The organism is Bacillus sp. KICET-3, assembly GCF_033261025.1.
GTDB classification, from domain to species: Bacteria; Bacillota; Bacilli; order Bacillales; family Bacillaceae; genus Bacillus; species Bacillus sonorensis.
In genome coordinates this window covers 1,973,673-1,997,383 of sequence record NZ_CP137345.1, presented here as the reverse complement: position 1 = coordinate 1,997,383, position 23,711 = coordinate 1,973,673, and the positions used below count along the sequence as shown (strand labels likewise).

Annotated in this window: 4 protein-coding genes; all 4 read right to left on the bottom strand. The window is 48.0% G+C overall.

Features of this window, described 5'->3' with window-relative positions; all coding sequences use genetic code 11:
- Positions 1-21: 21 nt before the first annotated feature.
- Entirely contained in the window at positions 22-7,695 is a 7,674-nt protein-coding gene (locus R5H20_RS09980; RefSeq protein WP_088272946.1) for a non-ribosomal peptide synthetase, read from the bottom strand.
- On the bottom strand, positions 7,695-15,395 hold the full coding sequence (locus R5H20_RS09975; RefSeq protein WP_006640604.1) for a non-ribosomal peptide synthetase: 7,701 nt from the start codon (positions 15,393-15,395) through the stop codon (positions 7,695-7,697). Before R5H20_RS09975 ends, R5H20_RS09980 begins: the two co-directional genes overlap by 1 nt.
- 26 nt (positions 15,396-15,421) lie before the next feature.
- On the bottom strand, positions 15,422-23,128 hold the full coding sequence (locus R5H20_RS09970; RefSeq protein WP_373870192.1) for an amino acid adenylation domain-containing protein: 7,707 nt from the start codon (positions 23,126-23,128) through the stop codon (positions 15,422-15,424).
- Positions 23,129-23,519: 391 nt separating this feature from the next.
- A complete protein-coding gene (locus R5H20_RS09965) occupies positions 23,520-23,687 on the bottom strand; it encodes a hypothetical protein (RefSeq protein ID WP_155910088.1) in 168 nt (55 codons plus the stop codon).
- Positions 23,688-23,711 lie beyond the last annotated feature (24 nt).

Sequence of the window (23,711 nt, the reverse complement as noted above, 5' to 3'; positions counted from 1 at the left end):
ATGTCTCCCTGTCACGATTTTCTACAATTCTTCCACCAAGTTGGATATACTGTCCAAATCCTCTGCCGTTAATGATTGACTGCTGAAATCGCTTAGCGTCTTTTCTGCCACCTGTTTATCAGCGCAGTGTTTCATAATCTCCTGCAAATCGTGTTCGATGATGCTGATGAGCTGTTCCATTGTCTTTCTGTGAAAGCGGGCTGGCGGATAGCTAAGTTGAAAGTGAAGCTTGTTTTCTGCTGCCATTGCACTTATTTCTATAACCTGCTCACGTTTCCATGTATGAGTAATATCCTTTCCGCTTCCAAGACCGGATGGCCGGAAACGCCCTTGTTTTTCTATGTCATTGAACTGCCCCAAGTAGTTAAAACTGATGTCAGGTGTTTTTGAAAATGTGATGCTTTTATGTTCAGGTTGTGTGATGTATTTCAGCATGCCGTATCCCACTCCTTTGTTCGGTATCCGGCCCAGTGTGTCTTTAACGGTTTTAACAGCGGTTCCGAGATCACCCGCTTGATTTTCCAAGTCTATGAGTACAGGGTACATGGATGTAAACCATCCGACCGTCCTGCTGATATCTAACTCAGGCAGAATATCTTCTCTCCCATGCCCTTCCATGGCAATACGGAGTTTTTTTCCTCCTGTCCAGTCACGAATCGCCAAGGTAGCCGCCGTTAACAGAATATCTTGTGTGTCTGTCCCGTAGGCGTGGTTGACGTTTTGCAGCAAAATTGCGGTGTCTTCTTCAGTAAGTGAAAAGCTCACAGATTCTCTTTCCCGACTGTGCGAATTCTCGTGATCCGGTATGTCATATGGCAATTCCGCCGCTAATTGCTCTTCAACAATCCGCCAATACGCCTGTTCACGGATCAGCTTGCTGCTTTGGGCATAATTTTGAATTCGTCTTGCGTATTCCTGATAGGAATCCGTTTTAGGCGGAAGCTGTATGGCCTGTCCTTCCGCTGCCTGATGATATCCGGTTGATAAATCCTCCAGCAAAATCCGCCATGACACACCATCGACTACAAGGTGGTGGATCGTGAGGAATAAGTAATCTCCCGATATCGTTTTAAACCATGCGGCATGTAATAACGGCCCTTGTTGCAGATTAATACTTTGCTGAAGATCGGCAACTTCTTTTTTTATTTTGGTTTCCCATTCGCCTTCCGCTTCTGATAGATTGAAAATTCTTAAGCTATACAATTGAGATTCATGGATGCCTTGGTTGATTTGTATCCATTGTCCGCCGTCGTTCTGATAAACCATACGGAGCGCATCATGATGCTCCGCCAGCTTTTGCAGGGATGCTCGAAGTGCATTTTCAGACAGACGACCAGAATGAAAAAGCATGACAGACTGGTTAAAGTGGTGTCTTTCTTTTATATCTTGTGACAGAAACCAGCGCTGAACAGGCGTCCATGGAACATCTCCCTGAACGGGACCTTGCATAATCCTTCTTTCTGTCTTGCGGATGAATGGTGATAAATCTTTAATTTTGGGATGGCGGAATAAATCGCTCGCTTGCAAGCTCCACCCACAGCGGCCGAGGCGTGCGGATACTTGAAGGGCTTTGATTGAATCTCCGCCTAATTCAAAAAACGAATCCTCTATTCCGATCCTATCAGCGCCGAGAACATCCTGCCATATGATGGCCAGCTGTTCTTCAAGATCATTGCGCGGCGGGACGTACGATTGTGTCGATGTGAAATCAGGCTCAGGCAGTGCTTTTCGGTTCAATTTTCCGTTTAATGTGAGCGGGAGAGCGTCCATTTCTATCATATATGGCGGCACCATATAGCCTGGCAGCATACGAGAGAGATGGGAACGTACTTGTTCAGCATTCATGCCCGGTTTTAAGGTCATATAGCCGAATAGCTCTTTGTTTCCCGAATGCCCTGTGCGCACCAACACAGCCGCTTCTTTGACCCCGTCTATATGACGAAGCGCTGATTCGATCTCCCCAAGCTCCACCCGATAGCCTCTGATTTTGACCTGATCATCGATGCGCCCTGCATATTCAATCGTACCGTCCGGCAGCCAGCGCGCCAGATCGCCTGTGCGGTACATTCGTTCACCAGGCGCAAAAGGATTAGGCACAAACTTCTCTTCCGTTAAATCAGGACGCCCAAGGTAGCCTCTTGCCACGCCATCCCCGCTGACACACAGCTCACCGACAGCTCCGATTGGCTGCAGCATGCCCCATTTATTTAAGATATAAGCGGTCGAATTACCAACCGGCCGTCCGATCGGAATGGAATGTTCATATGTCTTGTCAATGGGAAAGCATGTTGAAAAAGTCGTATTTTCAGTCGGGCCATAACCGTTCCAGATGGCCAATTCCGGGCAGGCATGTCTAACTCGATTGACGTGGCTAGCTGACAGAGCCTCCCCGCCGATAATCAGATGTTTCAGCCGGTAAAATAATTTCTCGTTTTGTTCTGTCAAATGGTTGAATAGAGAAGAAGTGAGCCACATTGTTGTGATTGCTTGATGTTCTATGTACCTCTCAAGCTGATGGTCATCTAAAAAAGTTTCTTTATCAGACAGATGCAAAGCAGCACCATTTAACAGCGGTCCAAATATTTCAAATGTCACAACATCAAAGCCGATAGACGATGTCAGCAGAAGCCGGTCTTCAGATGTAAATTCAATATAGTTGCTGTTTTTCACAAGGCGGATGACACTTCGCTGTTCAATCATTACCCCCTTCGGTTTGCCGGTTGATCCCGATGTATAGATGATATAAGCGAGTGAATTGGGCCCGCCTAGAGGTTCAAGATTCTTTGTTTCCCCTTGTCCTTGTATGTTTTCGATAACGATTTGCTCACATTCCATCTCTATTTCTAACGGGCGGTTTTCTGTTTTTTCTGATCGAAGGAGTATTTGGGCGCCGCTGTCTGAAAGCATAAACGATATTCGTTCAGCGGGCAGATCATCAGCGATAGGCAGATAGGCTCCTCCAGCTTTCAGAATACCAAGCATTCCGGCGGCAAGTTCCGGCGTTCGTGTTGTCAACAAAGCTACAACACGCTCAGGTCCGACACCTTTTTCGCGAAGCACCGCAGCAATTCTGTTTGCTCGGCTGTTCAGCTCCGCATAAGTTAATACTTGTTTATCACTGACCACAGCTATGGCGTCAGGTGTTTGCTCAGCCTGCAATTCAAACAGACGGCTGATCGTTTCATCTCTTGGATACTCTCTTTTGGTTCTGTTGAGTTCATGGATAAGGAAATGGGTCTCTTCCTCGTCCATTAAATGTATTGTTCCAAGTGCGGCTTCGCTGTCTTGTGTGATGTTGCGTAACATATTGATGAAGTATTGAAGCCACTTTTCTATCGTCTTTTTCTTATACAAGTCAGTATTAAATTCCATTTGAAATGTCGTCAATCCATGGGAGTCTTCGTGTGCATACAGGGTTAAATCAAACTTTGACACCTGATGTCCGTTGTTTGTTGCAGGACGAAGACGCAAGTTCTCCAGCTGCACGGATTCTTGATCCATATTCTGAAGCACGAACATCACGTCAAAGAGCGGATTTCGGCTCGTATCCCGCGGCACGCCGAGCTGATCGACCAGCTCTTCGAACGGATAATCCTGGTGCTCATAGGCTTCCAATGCGGTTTCACGCACTTCCTGCAAATATTCCGCGAATGGTTTCCCGCCCTCCGGGCGCGTCCGAAGCGCCAGCGTGTTCACAAACATGCCGAGTATCGGCTCAAGATCCTTGTGCGGACGGCCGGCAATTGGCGACCCGACGATGATGTCTTCCCGTCCGCTCAAACGCGACAACAACGCTGTGTAAGCCGCAAGGAGCACCATGTACAGGGTGCTTCCGTGCTCACGTGCGAGCTGGTGAAGGCCGGCCTTGAGCTTTTCATCAAGCGTAAATGCAACCTGATCACCCGCGAAGCTTCGCACCGGCGGGCGGGTATGATCAGCCGGCAGATCCAGCACAGGCAGCTCGCCTTCGAGCTGCTTCAGCCAGTACGCTTCCTGCTTCTTGTACGTGTCTCCTTTTTTAAACTTCTCCTGCCATACGGCGTAGTCTTTGTATTGAATGTGAAGCGCCGGAAGGGTCCGGTTGTTGTAAAGCTCGCCGAATTCCCGAATCAGAATGTTGACGGAAACACCGTCTGAAATAATGTGATGCATATCAACCAGCAACAGGTGCCGCTCATCTGATACCTTTACGATTTGGGCACGGAACAGAGGGGCTTGGCTGAGATCAAACGGCTGAATAAACGCGGATGCGGCTTCTTGTTCGGTTTGTTCGCCGAGGGCTGCTGTCTGTAATGTAAATGACACTTCGTCATGGATGCGCTGTAACGGCTCGCCGCCTGCGTCCTGTTCAAAGGATGTCCGAAGCGACTCATGGCGCTTGATCAGCTGTTTGAATACTGTATCCAGCCTTTCAAGATCAAGCTTCCCTTCCAGCTCCAACACGGCCGGCATATTGTAGCCTGTGCCTCCGTCCTCCAGCTGCTGAAGGACATACATCCGCTTTTGGGCTGAAGACACCGGGTAGGTTTCGCGTTTTTCAGCCGGCTTCATCGCTTCGTACGGACTGTCCGTTCCTTCACGGATAACAGTAGCGAGACCTTGGACTGTCGGATGGGCAAACACATCCTTTAGCGCCACCTGTACGCTGAATTCCTTGGCGATCCGGGAAACAAGCGCCGTCGCTTTTAAGGAATGGCCGCCCCGGTCAAAAAAGTTGTCGTGAATCCCGACAGGGCCGCTTTTCAGCACGTCCTCCCACAGCTGGGCAAGCTTCATTTCCGTCAGATTTTTTGGCGCTGTGTAGGTTTCCTGATCTGCCGCTCCGTCAGGAGCGGGCAGGGCGTTTCGGTCAAGCTTTCCGCTCGGCGTAACCGGCCATTTTTCCATCTCAATGATATGAGCGGGGATCATGTAGCCCGGCAGAAGTCTCTCAAGCCGCGCCCGTACTTCGTTTCTTCCGAGCCCTTCCGCATACGCGCATAATTCCGCCTCACCGCCGTCAGCCCGTACGGTTACGGCCGCTTCCCTGACGCCTTCTATGCTTCGGAGGGCCGCTTCAATCTCTCCCGGTTCAATCCGGTAGCCGCGGATTTTCACCTGATCATCCGTGCGGCCGAGAAATTCAATATGTCCGTCAGGAAGCCAGCGCGCCAAATCCCCGGTTTTGTACATGCGTTCACCCGGGTAGAACGGATCAGCGAGAAAACGCTCCTCCGTTAATTCCGGGCGATTCAAATAGCCTCTGGCGAGGCCGCCTCCGGCGATGTAGAGCTCTCCCGCGACGCCGGCAGGCTGTACGGCCAAATTCGGATCCAAGACATACAGACGCGCGCCGGGCACGGGCTTCCCGATCGGAATCCGCAAGCGATCCCTGTCCCGCTCTGAATCCAAAACGTAAAATGCCGCATCGACCGTTGCTTCTGTCGGCCCGTAGCCGTGAATCAGTGTTACACCCGGCAACAGAGAAGCAAAACGGGCTGCCGTTTGGGGCGCTAGCGGTTCACCTCCGGCGAAGACACGCTTCAGGCTTGTCCCCCCTCCCAGAGCGTCTATTTCCGCATGGTCTAAAAAGCTGTTCAGCATGGCCGGAATAAAATGAGCCGTCGTAATCCCTTCCTGCTGAATGGCTTTTACGATCAATGCCGGGTCTTTCTCCCAGCCGGGCGGAAGCAGATAAGCCGAAGCGCCTGAAAGGGTCCACCAAAACAGCTGCCAGACAGACGCATCAAAGGAGAAGGACGTTTTCACCATGATAATGTCGTCTTCCTGAAGCGGAAACTGCCGCTGCATGCCGGTCAGAAAGGAAACGGCCTGGCGGTGTTCAACGGCCACGCCTTTTGGCCGTCCGGTCGAGCCAGATGTATAGATAACATAGGCGAGAGAACCGCTGTCCGCTCGGTTAAACAGACGCTGTTCCGTTTCTTCACTCGCAAGAGCCGTCAAATCTACCGCTAGCGTCTCCCTGAAAACATCAGGTAGAGATAATCCCGGCTGTGTCAGCATCAAAGCTGCCCCGCTGTCTTTCAGCATGTAGCTCAGCCGCTCCTGCGGATACGTCGGATCAAGCGGCAAATAAGCTCCGCCCGCCTTTAGCACGGCGAGTACGGCTGTCAGCATCTCAGGCGACCGCTCACAGAGGACGCCGACGATGCTTTCCTTCGTGATCCCGTGCGCCGCAAGGCGCACAGCCAGCCGGCTGGCGCACATATCAAGCTCAGCGTAAGTCAGCGAGCCGCCGGCAAAGCGGATGGCCGGCCGCTCAGGTGTTAAAGCCGCCTGGCGTTCAAACAGTCCATGCAGAGTCGGGGCTGCAGGAAAAGCAGATTCTGTGTGGTTACATTCAGAAATCATGTTCCGTGTCTTGCTTCCATCAAGTAATGTCATCTTTGATACAGGAAGGGTCGGATCAGAGATGACAGTTGAGATCATGTGCTCTACATAATCTTTTATCTCGGCCATAATACCGGGTTCATAAAAACCGGGATCAAAATTGATCCGTACGTACAATGTCCTCCCTGGAATGACTTTGACACTGCATCCATAGTTGGTCTCTTCTGTCATCGCAAAGTTCTCAACCGAGAAATCGAACGATCGAGCCTGATTCAGTCCTTCAATTTCTTGCTGGGTCGGCACATTTTCAAATACGATAATATGATCTATCAGCTCTTGTTTCAGGGTGCTCAGAGCTTGAATATCATACAATGGATAATAGCTGTACGCTTCTGCATCAGCCATGTCCTTTTGCATCCTGCTGACAAGGCCAGAGAAAGAGTGGGATTCGGTTTGGACTCGAATGGGAATCGTATTGATAAAAAGTCCGACCATATTTTCTACATCTTCCAGATGAGACGGCCTGCCTGATACAACTGACCCGAACACAGCATCGTCACACCGATTGATTTTTTGCAGCAAGATCCCCCACAAAGCTTGGAAAACAGTATTCAGTGTTGCACCGCAAGCTGCTGCGATTTTCTGCAATGCGGAGGTCTCTTTTTCAGAAATCGTAAATGTAACCTGTTCTAATATCCCTGCTGACTTTTGATTGCTTCTTTTAGGAAGAGGTGAAGCTTTTTCGAAATGCTGAAGCCTTTTTTTCCAATACTCAGCTGCTTCTTCACGGTCTTGCTGCATCAGCCATTTTATATACGTCCCATACGGCTGAACCGGCTGCAAATCAGGAAGACGCCCTTCTCCCAATGCCTGATAAATGCAGAGAAAGTCTTTAATGACAATGCCTAAGCACCAACCGTCCATTAAAATATGATGATGGCTCCAGATACAAACATAATGATCAGGCGCCCATTTCAAAATCGATATTCTCATCAGTACATCAGTTTGAAGATCGAAGCCTCTGGATTTATCCCGCTCTTTAAAAGCTTCGGTACAATGTTCTTTATCTCTCTCATCGAGTTGAGAAAGATCTTCAAAATGAACACGGCAAGGACGATTTTTGAGCACGACTTGACGAGGTTTGGCTACATTTTTATAGATAAATGTCGTTCTGAAGATTTCATATCTGTCAAAAACAGCGTCCATACTTTTCTGGAAACGGTTCAAGTCAAGCTGTCCGTTGATCGTAAATGACGCCTGTTCAAAATAAGCTCTTGACTGTTCATCATACAGCGAATGAAAAAGCATCCCCTCCTGCATAAAAGACAGAGGGTATATGTCCTGTATTTCGGGTTGCTGGGGCATCAGCGAATCTCCTCTCCCTGTAGTTTGTTGACGGCTCCCATAATCTCACTCAATTCATCAAGCGTTAAATCTTCATCAGTGAAATCAGCTGCACTCCATTCTCTTTTTTCTTTGCCTGCACAATGCTGAATGATGTTTTCCAAAGCGTGTTTAAAATGACTGGCAAATGCCCGGATTGTTTTCTCATTAAATTGAAACCTGTTATAGATGATGTGCATGTTCAGACACCCTGATGAAACGGCGCCGCTGATATCGAGAACATAAGGCCGCTCCCAATCCGGGCTGATTTCATTCCCCGTCTTAATGTCAGAAACCTCAAAGGCTTTTGATTGAATATCCTGATCAAACTGACCTAAATAATTAAAACTGATTTCCGGGTTGCTTTGTTCAGACCCCCATAAGTTGTTCATATATTTCAGTACTCCGTAGCCTGTGCCTTTATGTGGTATGCGGTGCAGCATATCTTTTGTCTGCTTGATGTGGCGGCCCAGCCACTCATCCTTATCAGTCTGATCAAACTCACTTATATCAAGCCATACAGGATAAATGGAGGTGAACCAGCCGACTGTTCTGCTAATATCAATGTCATCAAGATACGCCTCTCTGCCGTGGCCCTCCATGCTGATTTTAAACTCGTCATTGCCTGTCCACTTCTGCAAAGCAAGGCCTAATGCCGAAAGAAGGATATCGTTTGTCTCCGTACTGTATGCTTTGTTTACGGCGGTTAACAGCAATTCCGTGTCTTGACGGGACAGCTCGACATCGATCACTTGTGTATCTTTGAATGTGTTCGATGCGACATCATGGTCTTTAGGGATAGGTTTGATATGCCGGTTCTCGCGCTCATTCCAATAGGCGATTTCACGATGCAGCCGGCGGCTCCCCGAATAGTCAGCGACTTTTCGTGAATAGGTTAAATATGAATCTGTTTTTTGCGGCAGCACTATGGGTTCTCCTGAGACTGCCTGCTCATATGCAATTGAAAAATCCTCGAATAAAATTCGCCATGACACTGCATCAATGACTAAGTGGTGAATCGTCAGAAACAAATGGTCGCCGTCCTGCGCCCTGAACAATCCAGCATGAAGCATAGGGCCGGTTTCCAAACGAATTTGTTGCTGCATCCGGTCGGCAGCATCCTCAATTTCTCTGCGTGCTTGAGCCGTGCTGTCTCTTAGATCAAACAGTTCGAGAGCATAAAGCTCATCATCTGGAATATCTGTTCCTCTGTTCACCTGTACCGGTCTTCCATCTTCGTACCGACAAACGATTCGCAATGCGTCATGATGCTTCACTATGCTTTTAAGCACCTCTCTAAGCGCAACATCATCAAATCGTTCAGCCCGGTACAGCATGACGGACTGATTAAAATGATGAGCTTCCAAAGATTGCGAGAAAAACCACCGCTGTATAGGTGTCCAAGGCATCTCGCCTTCGACTGGCGATTGGTCGATGACGCGTAGGACTTTCCGAACCCGGGCGGACAGTTCGCCAAGGGTCTGATGCTCAAACATTTCACGCACTGTTGTTTCAAACCCGCGCTGCTTCAGCCTTGCGCAAACTTGCAGGGCTTTTATCGAATCCCCGCCGAGCTCAAAGAAATTGGCGCTGACACCTAGCTCCTCCGCCTCAAGCAGCTCCTCCCAGATTTCAGCCATCGCCTTTTCAATCTCATTTCTGGGACTGATATCATCATCAGCTTGAGTGAGTTTATCAGGTTCAGGCAGGGCTTTCTGATCGAGCTTCCCGTTAACCGTCAGCGGGATGCTGCCAATCTGGATAAAACGGGCAGGAATCATAAAATCAGGCAGAACGGCTCTCAGTGAAGCACGGATGTCTGATACATTCGCGACCTGTCTATCATCTGTCACCATGTAAGCATATACAGCTGTTTGGCCTTGCTGATCAGTTCTTGTAATGACAGCCGCTTCGTTGATCATTGGAAGCTGAAGAAGAGCCGCCTGGATTTCCCCGAGCTCAATACGATGTCCTCTGACTTTTACTTGATCATCAATGCGGCCCATGTATTCCAGCTCTCCATTTGCCAGGCGCTTTGCAAGATCTCCGGTTCTGTATAATCTGTTCCCCGGAAGATAAGGATTGGGGACAAAGCGGGCGGAGGTCAGTTCGTCCCTGTTGAGATAGCCTCGCGCTACGCCTTCCCCGCCTATATACAGCTCACCCGGAACTCCGGTCGGCTGAAGGTTCATATAAGCATCCATCACATAAGCTTGCAGAGTTGCCAGCGGTTTTCCGATATTGCTTCTATTTTTTGCGATATCAGCTGCGGACAGTTTCTTGTATGTTACATGCACTGTCGTTTCTGTAATGCCGTACATATTGATCAGATCAGTATCCGGATATTTCTGATTCCAGCTTTGAAGCATGCCGGGCTGTAGAGCTTCGCCGCCAAAAATCACGTATCGGATATTTAAACGGTCCGTATGGTTTTGTTCTTCATGCATCAGGCCGTAAAAAGCAGTCGGGGTCTGATTGAGTACTGTGACGCCTTCTTTTTTTAACAATAACCGGAATGCATTGGGGGCACGGGCTGTTTCTTTAGAGACCACAACCAGTGTACTTCCGTTCAATAACGCACCAAACATTTCCCATACGGAGAAATCAAAACAATATGAATGAAATAAAGTCCAGACGTCCTGACTGCCAAAATCAAAAGGCATATCTTGATGTTTTAATAGACTGATAACATTGCGGTGCCCGACAATAACCCCCTTTGGCTGCCCCGTTGTTCCGGATGTGTAAATCACATATGCCGGCTGGTCTGCCGCTGTTTCTCGAACTCTAAAATCTCCAGGGATCGGTTCGTTTTCAGACTCATTGATATACAGCATTTGTCCTTGGTACCCGGCTGGTTTGTTTTGTCCGTAATCTGTCAGAAGAATTTTCGCTCCGCTGTCATTGAGCATAAAGCTGATGCGTTCCTGAGGATATTCAGGATCAATCGGCAAGTATGCTCCTCCGGCTTTTAAAATCGATAAAATGCCAATTACCATATCAGGTGACCGATCGAGCATTACACCGACAATATCTCCGGTGCGGACTCCTTGTTTAATCAGCATAGCCGCTGTCCGCTCAGCTCTTTCATTCAACTCTTGATAAGTGAGCCGGGTTTGACCGTATACCACTGCAATATGCTCCGAATGTTCAGCTGCTTGTTGTTCAAATACGCTTACAATGCTTTCATCTTTTGGATAGCAAGCATACTGTCCCATCTTCTCAATGAGCAAATTGCGCTCTGACGCAGGCAGCAACTGCATTTCTGATAGTTTCATATGGATATCAGCCGTTATCTCTCGCACCAGCCCGATAAAATAGGATGCCCACCGTGCAATCGTCTCTTCTTCAAAAAGGGCGGTGCTATATTCAAAACGGCAGCGTATGCCATCTGAATGCGTCTCAGCGTGTAGCGTCAAATCAAATTTAGACACTTCGTGTGCCGGAGTTACAGACGAAATCGATAAACCAGGCACATCAAACTGAAAATCTTCACTGTTTTGAAGCACGAGCATCGCATCAAACAGCGGGTTGCGATTGACCTCCCGGTGTATATCAAGCTGATTGACAAGCTGTTCAAAAGGATAATCTTGATTTTCAAATGCTGTCAGAGCCAGTTCGCGAATTTCCTGCAAATATGAGCGGAACGTTTTATCACCCTCAGGCTGGCTTCGCATGGCTAATGTATTCACGAACATCCCGATGACCCGCTCCAAATCGGCGTGCGGTCTTCCGGCAACAGGCGACCCGACAATAATATCCTCTTGCCCGCTTAGTTTAGAAAGCAAAATGGAGTAGACAGCCAGAAGGATCATATACATTGTCGTTCCCGTTTCAAACATGATGCGCTGCAGCTCATCTGCCGTTCTTTTATCAATGTTCACTTCGAATGTTCCGCCGCTGAAATCAGGCAGGCGCGGCCTCGTTTTATCAAGCGGCAAATCTAATACAGGAAGGCTGCCGCCAAGCTGATTGAGCCAGTAGGCTTCCTGTTTGCTGTACAGTTCCCCCGAAAACCTCTCCAGCTGCCACACGGCAAAGTCCTTATATTGCAGGTTTAAAGCGGGAAGCTCCTTTCCGCAGTATAAGTCAGTAAATTCTTGGACAAGGGTGCCCATAGAGACTCCGTCTGCAATGATATGGTGCATATCGAGCAGCAAAAAGGCGTTCTCATTGCCCATAGAAATGAAACTTGCTCTAAAAAGCGGTCCGGCCGACAGATTAAACGGCTTGATAAAGGACGCGATTGCAGACTGCAGTAAATGGTCTGATTCATTTTCAAGCTCTTGCAGCTCGAAGGTCATCTCTGGATGAATGATCTGCATCGGCTCCCCGTTGTCTGCCACAAAGACAGTACGCAATGATTCATGTCGATTCACAAGTTCTGTGAGAGCTTTTCTCAACCGAGGAAGATCCACATTTCCGGATAATTTCAGTACCGCCGGCATGTTATAGCCTGTGCTGTCGGCTGCCAGCTGGTGAAGAGCATATAATCTTTTTTGCGAGAAAGACAGCGGATAGAAATCTCTCGCATCGGCAGGCTCAATCTGTGTAAAAGCCTGCTCCTTTAAGCCCATCAGTTTGGCTGCCATGCTTTCCACAGTCGGATAAGAAAAAACGTCACTGAGCGGCAGCTCGATATTCAGCGTTTTATGTATTCTTGATGCGAGTGTGGCCGCTTTTAAGGACTGTCCACCTAATTGAAAGAAATCGTCGCGGATACCGATTTTCGGCTTATGCAGCACTTCTTCCCAAATGCGTGCAAGATCAGCTTCAGCTATGGTTCGAGGCGCGATGTACGTTTGACTCGTTGTGTCCGCAGGTGCGGGAAGTGCGGAACGGTCTAGCTTTCCGCTGGATGTTAACGGCATCCGGCTGATTTTGATGATGTTTGCAGGAATCATATAGGACGGCAATGTTCCGGCAAGGCGCTGGTGCAGATCCGGGAGGCCGTCTCCCATTTTCGGAACGATATAAGCCGCAAGTTCCTTTTCCCCGGCAGAAACATCATGGGCTATTACCGCGGCTTCCTTCACTCCGGGTGCCTTCCGAAGAACGGCTTCAATCTCGCTCAATTCGATGCGATAGCCTCTGATTTTCACCTGATCATCAAAACGTCCCATGTATTCAATCGTTCCGTCCGGCAAAAAGCGCCCAGCATCGCCGGTACGATATATACGTTCGCCATTAAGGAATGGATGGTCTGTGAATGCTTTTTCTGTCAGCTCCGCTCGTTTGTAATACCCGCACGCGAGACCCGCGCCGGAAATACACAGTTCACCCGCCGCGCCGATCGGCTGCAGCTGATTTCCGTGCAAAACAAATACTTTTGTGTTCGCAATCGGACGTCCGATCGTAATCCGCTCTTTTTCATTGAGATGACGCAGTACTGTTGTTGCCACACTGTTTTCCGTCGGCCCGTATTCATTTGCCAGCTCTGCGGAAGGACAAATCTTTCGGCTGGTCTCAAGGAGATCGGAAGTCACGGGTTCTCCCGCAAATGTTACGATTCGAAGGCTTTTTGCATCCTCATCAGTCAGCACTTCCAACAACACCCGGTACAGGGAAGGAACTATGATCATATGACTGACCTTGTGCTCGGCTATTTTCCGTTTAAGAGCGAACACGTCTTTTGCCTCGTCCTCCGTTGTCAGCAGTACGCACGCACCGGATATGAGCGGAGTAAACAAACTCGTCACACAGCCGTCGAAAACATAAGAAAACAGATGAAGCGCGATATCCCGTTCGGTCATGCTGTACTCTTTACGTCTCCACTGCAATGTATTGGCAATACCTTGATGATTAATGAGCACACCTTTAGGGCGGCCTGTCGTTCCTGATGTATAGATCAGATAGGCAAGTTCACCAAATGACGCATCAGGAGAAACAGTTTTGCGACTCGTTGTATGTTCTGCCGTTACGATACTGCCTTTATAGTCCAACGGGAGGAAGGAAATGAGTTCTTGTTCTGTCAGCAAAAGAGACGCTTGACTGTCTTGCAGCAGAAAAGAAAGGCGTTCTATCGGATAATTTGGATCAAGGGGCATATAAGCGCAGCCTGCTTTCCAAACCCCAAGCAGAGCAGCAGCCATTTCCAGTGACCGCCGCATCATGACAGCCACGATAGCGCCCGCTCCTGCTCCCTTGTCCAGCAGGGTGTGCGCAATCTGATTGGCCCGTTCATTTAATTGGCGGTATGTCCAGCATTCATCTCCCATCCTCAAAGCAGCCGCTTCAGGTGTTTTGTAAGCCTGTTCCTCAAACATTTGGAATACCGTTTTGTTTATATATGGTCTGTCTGTCGCGTTAAACGATTGAATGACCTTTCGTTCTTCAGGCGGCACAATATTGATATCGCTGACCGCAATTTCGGGATCTGCTAAAATACAATGGAGCGCTTGTTTGAAATGCCCCTGAATCCGCCGGATCTCCTCTTGTTGATAAACGGCGGCGTTATAGCTGAATTTGATATAAAACGGTTTACCCGGAACAATCACAATATTAAAGTCATAATTGGTTTGTTCTGACATTGAAATGTCATCCAGCTTCAGAGCGTTTTCTTCATTTTCGCTTCCGATGTTTAATGCCTGCTGAAGCTGTACAGGATAATTTTCAAACACAAGAATATGATCGATCAATCCTTGCTTCAACGGACTGTGGTTCTGAATGTCATAAAGAGGATAATAACCATGCTGTTCAGACGCCAAAATATCCTCTTGCACGGCTTTGACAAGTGAAGAAAATGACATGCCTTCATGAGATCGAATCCGGACCGGAACTGTGTTAATAAACAGCCCCACCATTGACTCAATCCCGTCGATCTCTGACGGTCGTCCGGAAATGACAGAGCCGAACACTGCGTCATCCGCGGCATTGTACCGATGAAGAAGAATTCCCCAAATCGTCATAAATAACGTGTTTAACGTGACTCCACATTTTTTAGCGACGGCTGTCAATTTCTCAACTATTTCCGGTTCTAATGCAAAACGGATGTGAGCAGCTTCATAATGTCCATCTGCTGAGCTGCTTTTTATCCCGGGAATAGAAGCGGTATTGCCGTACTCCCTCAGATAATCGCTCCAGTATGCAGCAGTTTCTTCTTTATTTTGTTCTCCAAGCCATTCAATATAGCGGCTGTACGGCACCGTGCTGCCGAGCTGTACAGGCTTGCCCTTTTTGAGTGACTCATACATGCCGAAAAACTCTTTAAGAATTATGCCCAGGCACCAGCCATCCATGATGATATGGTGATGCGTCCAGACACATGTATAATGGCTGTTTCCTCTCTCAAAAAGGGCAAGCCGCATTAACGGATCTTTTTGTAAATCAAACCCTTTTTCCCGATCCTTTTTCATAAATTCATCGATCAGGGCAAGCTGTTCATGATGACTCAGGTGAGAAAGATCTTCCCTATGAACAGTCAATTCACGTTTTGACAGCACAACTTGCTGCGGACCTGTAAGATCCGGCACCTCTTTAATAAAAATCGTTCTGAAAATATCATACCGGGAAACAAGAAGATGTAAGCTCTGCTGAAATGAGTCGATGCATAGATTCCCTGTAATCGTAAACGAGGTCTGTTCGACATAGGCTTTTGAGCTGAAATCCAGCAGTGAATGAAACAGCATCCCTTCCTGCATGTACGATAGCGGATAAATATCTTGGATCTGTGTCGCTTGCGTCATCAATTCCACACACCTTTTTCCAAAAGTTAAAGATCTTTCACGAGATTTTTAATGCTCGATAATGCAGATGGTGTCAATTCCTTATTGCTGAAATCGCTCAGCGTTTTTTCTCGTTCTTTTTTGTTTGAACAATGCTCGATAATCTCGATTAGATGGCTGTGAAAACTGTCCATAAACCGCTCAATTGTGTGCTGCCGGAACGCTTTTGTGTATATCGCTTTTACTTGAAGGCGTCCGTCTGTTACCAGAGCATTGATGTCCAGCTCATACTCTCTTTCTCTCTCCCCCGCTATTTCGAAACGAGGCTGGTAAGGAGACAGTTGAAACGCACCCGTTTCCTTCCCTTCACTAAATTGTCCGAGATAATTGAAGCTGACGTCAGGCTCTTTATGCTCAATGGCTCCTTTTTGTGCTAATAATCCGTAACCGGTCCCTTTGTTTGGCACTCTTCTCAGCATATCTTTAGTCGTTTTGATTCGGTAGGCAAGCTGATCTTCAAAAGGATTTGGAACACTCATGTCAAGCAGAATAGGATAAATAGAAGTGAACCACCCTGTCGTACGGGACATATCAATATTCGGAACATGCCCTTCTCTTCCGTGCCCCTCAGTGCTGATCACAATTTGCTCGTGTCCGGTCCAACCAGAAAGCGCCATTCCTAAAGCAGTCAGCAAAAGCTCATTTGCATCAGTCCCATAGGCTTGTTGGGTTTCAAACAGCAGTTTTTCTGTCCAGCCAGCAGATAATATAAATGCCGCTGTCTCAGCATTGATTTGATGTCTGTCCGGTATATCGCCGATGTCTCTGGGCAGAAAAGCCGCGTAAGCATCCAATATCGTTTGCCAATAGGTTTTTTCCGTTAACAATTGTTTGCTATCGGCTATTTGCGAAAGACTGTTAGCGTAGAATAAATAAGAATCACTTTTCGGCGGCAATTGAATCTCTGTGTGATCCAAAGACTGCTGATAGGCAGAAGCGAGATCTTCGAGCAGAATTCTCCAAGAAACGCCATCTACCACGAGATGGTGGATGGCAATCAGCAGATGATCCCCAACTGCTGTTTTAAACAAACCCGCCTGCAGCAAAGGTCCGTCTTGTACATTCATTTTGCTTTGAAGGACCCTTTCCTCAGCAGCTAGTTTTTCTTCCAAGTGTATCCATTCCGTTGAATCTTTTGTCCAATCTGCTATATGAAGGCCGAACAGTTCTGTTTCGGTGAGCTGAATTCCGCGATTGTACTGAACGACACGTCCGGTAAGATCTTGTTTAAAAACCATACGGAGTGCATCGTGATGCTCGGTCAATTTTCGCAGCGCTCGGCGAAGTGAGCCAGTATCGAATCCCTTTTCGCTGAAAAGCATGACGGATTGATTGTAATGTTTGATAAAAGCTTGGCGCTGACCGAAAAATCTGCGCTGAATCGGTGTGAGCTCTGCTTCACCCTGCACCGGTCCCTGGTCCGCCTGAGATACCAGCGGAGTGATATGACCGCTTAGCTCGTGAATCGTTGAGAAGCGGAATAAATCCCGTATGGTCATGCTCCAGCCTTCCGCTGCCAGCCGGGCTGACACCTGCAGTGCTTTAATAGAGTCTCCGCCAAGTTCAAAAAACGAATCGTGAACGCCGACTGGAGACATACACAGCACATCCTCCCAAATTTGTGCTGTCATTTTTTGCTTTTCATTGAGTGGCGGAGTATATGGTCTCGAGAAAACTTCATTTGGAGCTGGCAAGGCATTTTTGTCCAGCTTTCCGTTTAAGGTCAGCGGCATGTTTTCCAAAGGAATGATATACACGGGAATCATATAAGCTGGCAGGTCTTTTGATAAAACAGCACGAAGCGCCGTCGTATCAACATCTGAAGGTATTACATATGCTGTTAAACCAGCCCGGCCATTTTTGTCATTTTGAACGGCAACAACAGCTTCCCTGACAAGTCCCGTTCGAAGCAGGACACTTTCAATTTCTTCTGTTTCGATTCTGTAACCGTTTATCTTTACTTGATGATCCATCCGGCCGAGAATGCGGAGAGTGCCGTTCGGAAGCCAGCAGGCCCGATCTCCTGTTCTGTACAGCCTTTCTCCGGGTACAAATGGATTTTCCGTGAATTTCTTTTCCGTTAATTCAGGCCTTCCGAGATAACCCTTTGCAACGCCTGCCCCGCCGATGCACAGCTCACCTGCAATACCGATCGGCTGAATTTGATCACTCTGGCTGAGTACGTACATTTGTACATTCGGGAGCGGGCAGCCGATCGGTACGTGTTCCCCGGTACACTCTTCACCCATTCGCATTTCATAGCAGCTTGAATCGATCGTGGCTTCTGTGACTCCGTAGCTATTGATGATGCGCATGTTTTCGCCAAAGCGCTCCGTCAGTGTTTTAAAATCTTGCGCTTTGACCATATCGGAACCAAGAATCAGGATGTCTAAATCAGGAAGACTGAGCTGATTGCGGTACACATACTCCATAAACGGCACAATCAGAGCCGGAGTGGACTCCATGATCGTGATTCGCTGAGAATTCATGATTCTGTATAATTCCGCAGGTTCCAATCTCATCTCATCAGGGCAAATAACCAATGTTCCTCCGTTGGCCAAAGCTCTCGCCAAGTCACCTGAAAAGACATCAAAGGAAAAGCTCGCCATTTGAAGCAGTCTGACAGGCATCCGGTCAAGCTCATAAATCCTGCGCCATCCGAGAGCAGCATGCATAAAATTCCGGTGTGAAACGATAACGCCTTTAGGCGCACCCGTTGTTCCTGAGGTATAAATGATATATGCCGAATCCTCAGGAGCAGGAGCTGAAGCAAGGTTGCAGCAATTTGCTTCAAAGAATTGCTCATCATCAAGGCAGAGGCGGGAAATGCCACACTCGGCTGCCTCTGAAATCAAGTGTTTCAAATCACGCTGTATAAGAAGAATGTCTGCTCCGCTGTCCTGAAGAAGATATTCAATTCGAGCTTTTGGATAGTGTGAATCGATCGGGATATACACTCCGCCGGCTTTCATAACTGCCAGAATACCAACGACCGCATCAATGGATCGCTTCGCTAAAACAGCAACGACCGGTTTCGCCCCTTCTCTTTTTTGCAGTGTCCGTGCCAGACGATTGGCTCTTTCGTTAAGATGCCGATAACTAATGTGTTCTTTCCCATCAATTACGGCAAAATGTTCTGGTGTCTCCTCAGCCTTCGCTTCAAACATACGATGGAACACGGACTCAGTTTGAGGAAATTCAACTTGAGTGTTGTTGAATTCCATTACTAATTTTTGTTTTTCGTTTTCATCAAGTATGTTCAGTTCTGAAAGCCTTGTGTTAGGATTGATGATCGACGAATGCAAAAATTCGGTAAAATGAGCTGCCCAGCGTTCAATTGTAGTTTTCATGAATATATCTGTGCTGAATTCCATCTCACAGCGGATGACTCCATTTGATTCAACCGCAATTAACGTTATGTCGAATACAGAAATTTGGTGTATGAAATGGGCCGGCCGGACGTTTATTTCTGCAAGATCCATGTCGTGCTTTTCCATGTTTTGAAGAATAAACATGGCATCAAACACTGGATTTCGGCTCATATCCCGCGTCACGCCGAGCTGATCGACCAGCTCTTCGAACGGATAATCCTGGTGCTCATAGGCTTCCAATGCGGTTTCACGCATTTCCTGCAAATATTGCGCGAATGGTTTTCCGCCCTCCGGGCGCGTCCGAAGCGCCAATGTATTGACGAACATCCCGAGTATGGGCTCAAGATCTTTGTGAGGACGTCCGGCAATCGGCGACCCGACGATGATGTCTTCCTGTCCGCTCAAACGCGACAACAACGCTGTGTAAGCCGCAAGGAGCACCATGTACAGGGTGCTTCCGTACTCACGTGCGAGCTGGTGAAGGCCGGATGTAAGCTTTTCATCAAGCGTAAATGCAACCTGATCACCCGCGAAGCTTCGCACCGGCGGGCGGGTATGATCAGCCGGCAGATCCAGCACTGGCAGCTCGCCTTCGAGCTGCTTCAGCCAGTACGCTTCCTGCTTCTTGTACGTGTCTCCTTTTTTAAACTTCTCCTGCCATACGGCGTAGTCTTTGTATTGAATGTGAAGCGCCGGAAGGGTCCGGTTGTTGTAAAGCTCGCCGAATTCCCGAATCAGCAGATTCACAGAAACACCGTCTGAAATAATGTGATGCATATCAACCAACAAGAGATGCCGCTCATCTGATATTTTCACGATTCGCACCCTAAACAGCGGAGCTTGACTGAGATCAAACGGCTCGATAAACGCTGCCGCAGCTTCCTGTGCGGTCTGTTCTCCCAGTATGGCTGTCTGTAATGTAAACGGCACCTCGTCATAGATGCGCTGCACCGGCTCGCCGCCTGCGTCCTGTTCAAAGGATGTCCGAAGCGACTCATGGCGCTTGATCAGCTGTTTGAATACTGTCTCCATCCTTTCAAGATCAAGCTTCCCTTCCAGCTCCAACACGGCCGGCATATTGTAGCCTGTGCCTCCGTCCTCCAGCTGCTGAAGGACATACATCCGCTTTTGGGCTGAAGACACCGGGTAGGTTTCGCGTTTTTCAGCCGGCTTCATCGCTTCGTACGGACTGTCCGTTCCTTCACGGATAACAGAAGCGAGCCCTTCCACTGTCGGATGGGCAAACACATCCTTTAGCGCCACCTGTACGCTGAATTCCTTGGCGATCCGGGAGACAAGCGCCGTCGCTTTTAAGGAATGGCCGCCCCGGTCAAAAAAGTTGTCGTGAATCCCGACAGGGCCGCTTTTCAACACGTCCTCCCACAGCTGGGCAAGCTTCATTTCCGTCAGATTTCTTGGCGCTGTGTAGGTTTCCTGATCTGCCGCTCCGTCAGGAGCGGGCAGGGCGTTTCGGTCAAGCTTTCCGCTCGGCGTAACCGGCCATTTTTCCATCTCAATGATATGAGCGGGGATCATGTAGCCCGGCAGAAGTCTCTCAAGCCGCGCCCGTACTTCGTTTCTTCCGAGCCCTTCCGCATACGCGCATAATTCCGCCTCACCGCCGTCAGCCCGTACGGTTACGGCCGCTTCCCGTACGCCTTTGATGCTTCGGAGGGCCGCTTCAATCTCTCCCGGTTCAATCCGGTAGCCGCGGATTTTCACCTGATCATCTAACCGGCCGAGAAATTCAATATTTCCATTAGGAAGCCAGCGCGCCAAATCTCCGGTTTTGTACATGCGTTCACCCGGGTAGAACGGATCAGCGAGAAAACGCTCCTCCGTTAATTCCGGCCGATTCAAATAGCCTCTGGCGAGGCCGCCTCCGGCGATGTAGAGCTCTCCCGCGACGCCGGCAGGCTGTACGGCCAAATTCGGATCCAAGACATACAAACGCGCGCCGGGCACGGGCTTCCCGATCGGAATCCGCAAGCGATCCCTGTCCCGCTCTGAATCCAAAACGTAAAATGCCGCATCGACCGTTGCTTCTGTCGGCCCGTAGCCGTGAATCAGTGTCACACCCGGCAACAGAGAAGCAAAACGGGCTGCCGTTTGGGGCGCAAGCGGTTCACCTCCGGCGAAGACACGCTTCAGGCTTGTCCCCCCTCCCAGAGCGTCTATTTCCGCATGGTCTAAAAAGCTGTTCAGCATGGCCGGAATAAAATGAGCCGTCGTAATCCCTTCCTGCTGAATGGCTTTTACGATCAATGCCGGATCTTTCTCCCAGCCGGGCGGAAGCAGATAAGCCGAAGCGCCTGAAAGGGTCCACCAAAACAGCTGCCAGACAGACGCATCAAAGGAGAAGGACGTTTTCACCATGATAATGTCGTCTTCCCGAAGCGGAAACTGCCGCTGCATGCCGGTCAGAAAGGAAACGGCCTGGCGGTGTTCAACGGCCACGCCTTTTGGCTGCCCGGTCGAGCCAGACGTATAGATAACATAGGCGAGAGAACCGCCGTCCGCCGGCTCAAAGAGGTGGTATCTTGGCTCTTCATTCACGAGAGTCGTCATATTCACCTCCAGCGTCTCCCGAGAAAAACCAGGTACGGATAATCCCGGCTGCATCAGCAACAAAGCTGCCCCGCTGTCTTTCAGCATGTAGCTCAGCCGCTCCTGCGGATATGTCGGATCAAGCGGCAAATAAGCTCCGCCCGCCTTTAGCACGGCGAGGACGGCTGTCAGCATCTCAGGCGACCGCTCACAGAGGACGCCGACGATGCTTTCCTTCGTGATCCCGTGCGCCGCAAGGCGCGCAGCCAGCCGGCTGGCGCACATATCAAGCTCAGCGTAAGTCAGCGAGCCGCCGGCAAAGCGGATGGCCGGCCGCTCAGGTGTTAAAGCCGCCTGGCGTTCAAACAGTCCATGCAGAGTCGGCGCACCAGGCGAAACAGCTTCTGTTTTGTTAAACTCATATAAAATTGTTTGTTTTTCGCTTTCTTCAGCCATATCTAATTCTTTTATAATGCTGTGCGGATGTTGAAGGGCGTTTCCCAGCAATGTGAGCAGATGATGCTGTATTCGTTTGATTTCCTCACGGGAAAACAAGGTATTTTGATAGTCGAAATTTAAATGAATGCTTCCGGTGTCTATACGTTCTTGTATTTGAACAGAAAGCTCGTTCGCGGTATATCCGCTGAAATAAAGCGCCGTTTCATAGTCGAAGCCGTCGGCCCTATGCCATTGAAGCGGCTGATATTGCATGGAAATACCGATAAGGTTGTGTAGCTCCTTGTGTTCCTTTCTTAATTCATTAACCAGCAAGTTATAGGGAAATCTTTGATGGCGCATAACAGAGAGCTGTTCCCTGCCTACACTGCGGACAAAGGAAAGAAAATCAGCGTCAGGGTCGACCGTTTTTCTGATTGGAAGAGAGCTGACGAACATGCCGAGTGTTTCTTTTTCTGTTCTTGAACCTCTGTTTCCATAGAAGGTTCCGATAGCAAGATCTGTTTTAGACGTGAGACGGCTGATACATATGTAAAATGAAGCCATAAATAAGGAAATGATACTGATGTTCTGTTCTTCGCAAAAGATTCGGAGTGTTTGTCCCAGATGAGGCGAAAGTGTAATGGTATCTCTGGATGCGGAAGTGCTCTGCTTTTGTGAAGGAGTCTTGCCGGCTAGTGAGTGGTATACCGGCGGCTGTTGATAGGTCTGGATCCAAAATGAACGGTCTTTTTCAAAACGTGAAGATTGTAAGTATTGACTCTCTTTTTCGATATAGCGAATGTAAGATGGTTCAGGCTGATCAGATATAGACTCTTGTTTTATTATTTTTTGATAAAGATCAATAATTTGATTTCCCATTACATTTAAAGAGATGCCATCCATAATAATATGATGGAATTTTGCATACAGCCAAACCTCATCAGTGCGGATTCTTAGGAGATAAAATTGGTACAGAGGTGAATCGAACAGCTTAAACGGGATTCTGGCTTGATCATGAATCCATTGCTCTGTTTCTTTTATTTTAGTATTTGTAAAATCTATGATTTCAAGAGGTGTTTGTTTATATTCAGCAAGATACAGACGCGGTTCCGGATCTGTTCCTTCCATCAGTTGAAATCTGACTGTGTCATTGCGGGAGATTGAACGATTCAGAGCCTTTTCTAAAACATCAAGATCAATATCGCCTTTGAATTTCACACAGGCCGTTAAATTGCATATGCTTGTACCAGGCTCCAGCAGTTCGGTAAACCACACCCTCCTTTGGGCATGAGTTAAAAAATAAGTATTGTCCCTCAATGGATTCCCTCCATTTCTCATTATAAGAGGTTCAAAAAACGAAAAATGACAATAAAAGAAATTATATGGCTATAAAATCCATATATTCATTATATTACCCTATAATTTTAAAAGTACAATAAAATTATTAATTTTTTATAACATTTTTTTGAATTAATCACAAACCATAATGTAAAAAAAAGACCTATTTTCTGTATGAAAACAGGTCTGCCGTTATTATTGATTGCCAAAATAGCAGCAATTTGCTCCTCAATATCTTTTCGTCTTCGTCATCTATCAATCCGTCATGACCATTTTGATCTTACGATTTGTTCATATGATGGTTTCGCCATCTAACTCTGGCTCCCAAATGGACGGATGGCCGTCTGGAGCATTTAACAATGGCAAACAGCCCATGCCGCTTGAAATCCGGCTACCTTTTTTCTTTTAATAAACGAATGATCTCAACGTTTTGTTCAACGCTTTTTTTCAGCGATTTCTTGATTGCGGTTAACAAGCACATGATCAGCACAACAGGAGCCGCCATTACAATCCAAAATACAAAAGGAATGATTGTCGAAATGACCGTTTGAACACCCACCGGATTGTTCCTCCCAGATTTAGT

Bases quoted from the DNA above. Each gene is read 5' to 3' on its own strand.
- R5H20_RS09980 (WP_088272946.1), bottom strand. From the start codon at position 7,695: ATGCCCCAGCAACCCGAAATACAGGACATATACCCTCTGTCTTTTATG.
- R5H20_RS09975 (WP_006640604.1), bottom strand. From the start codon at position 15,395: ATGACGCAAGCGACACAGATCCAAGATATTTATCCGCTATCGTACATG.
- R5H20_RS09970 (WP_373870192.1), bottom strand. From the start codon at position 23,128: ATGAGAAATGGAGGGAATCCATTGAGGGACAATACTTATTTTTTAACT.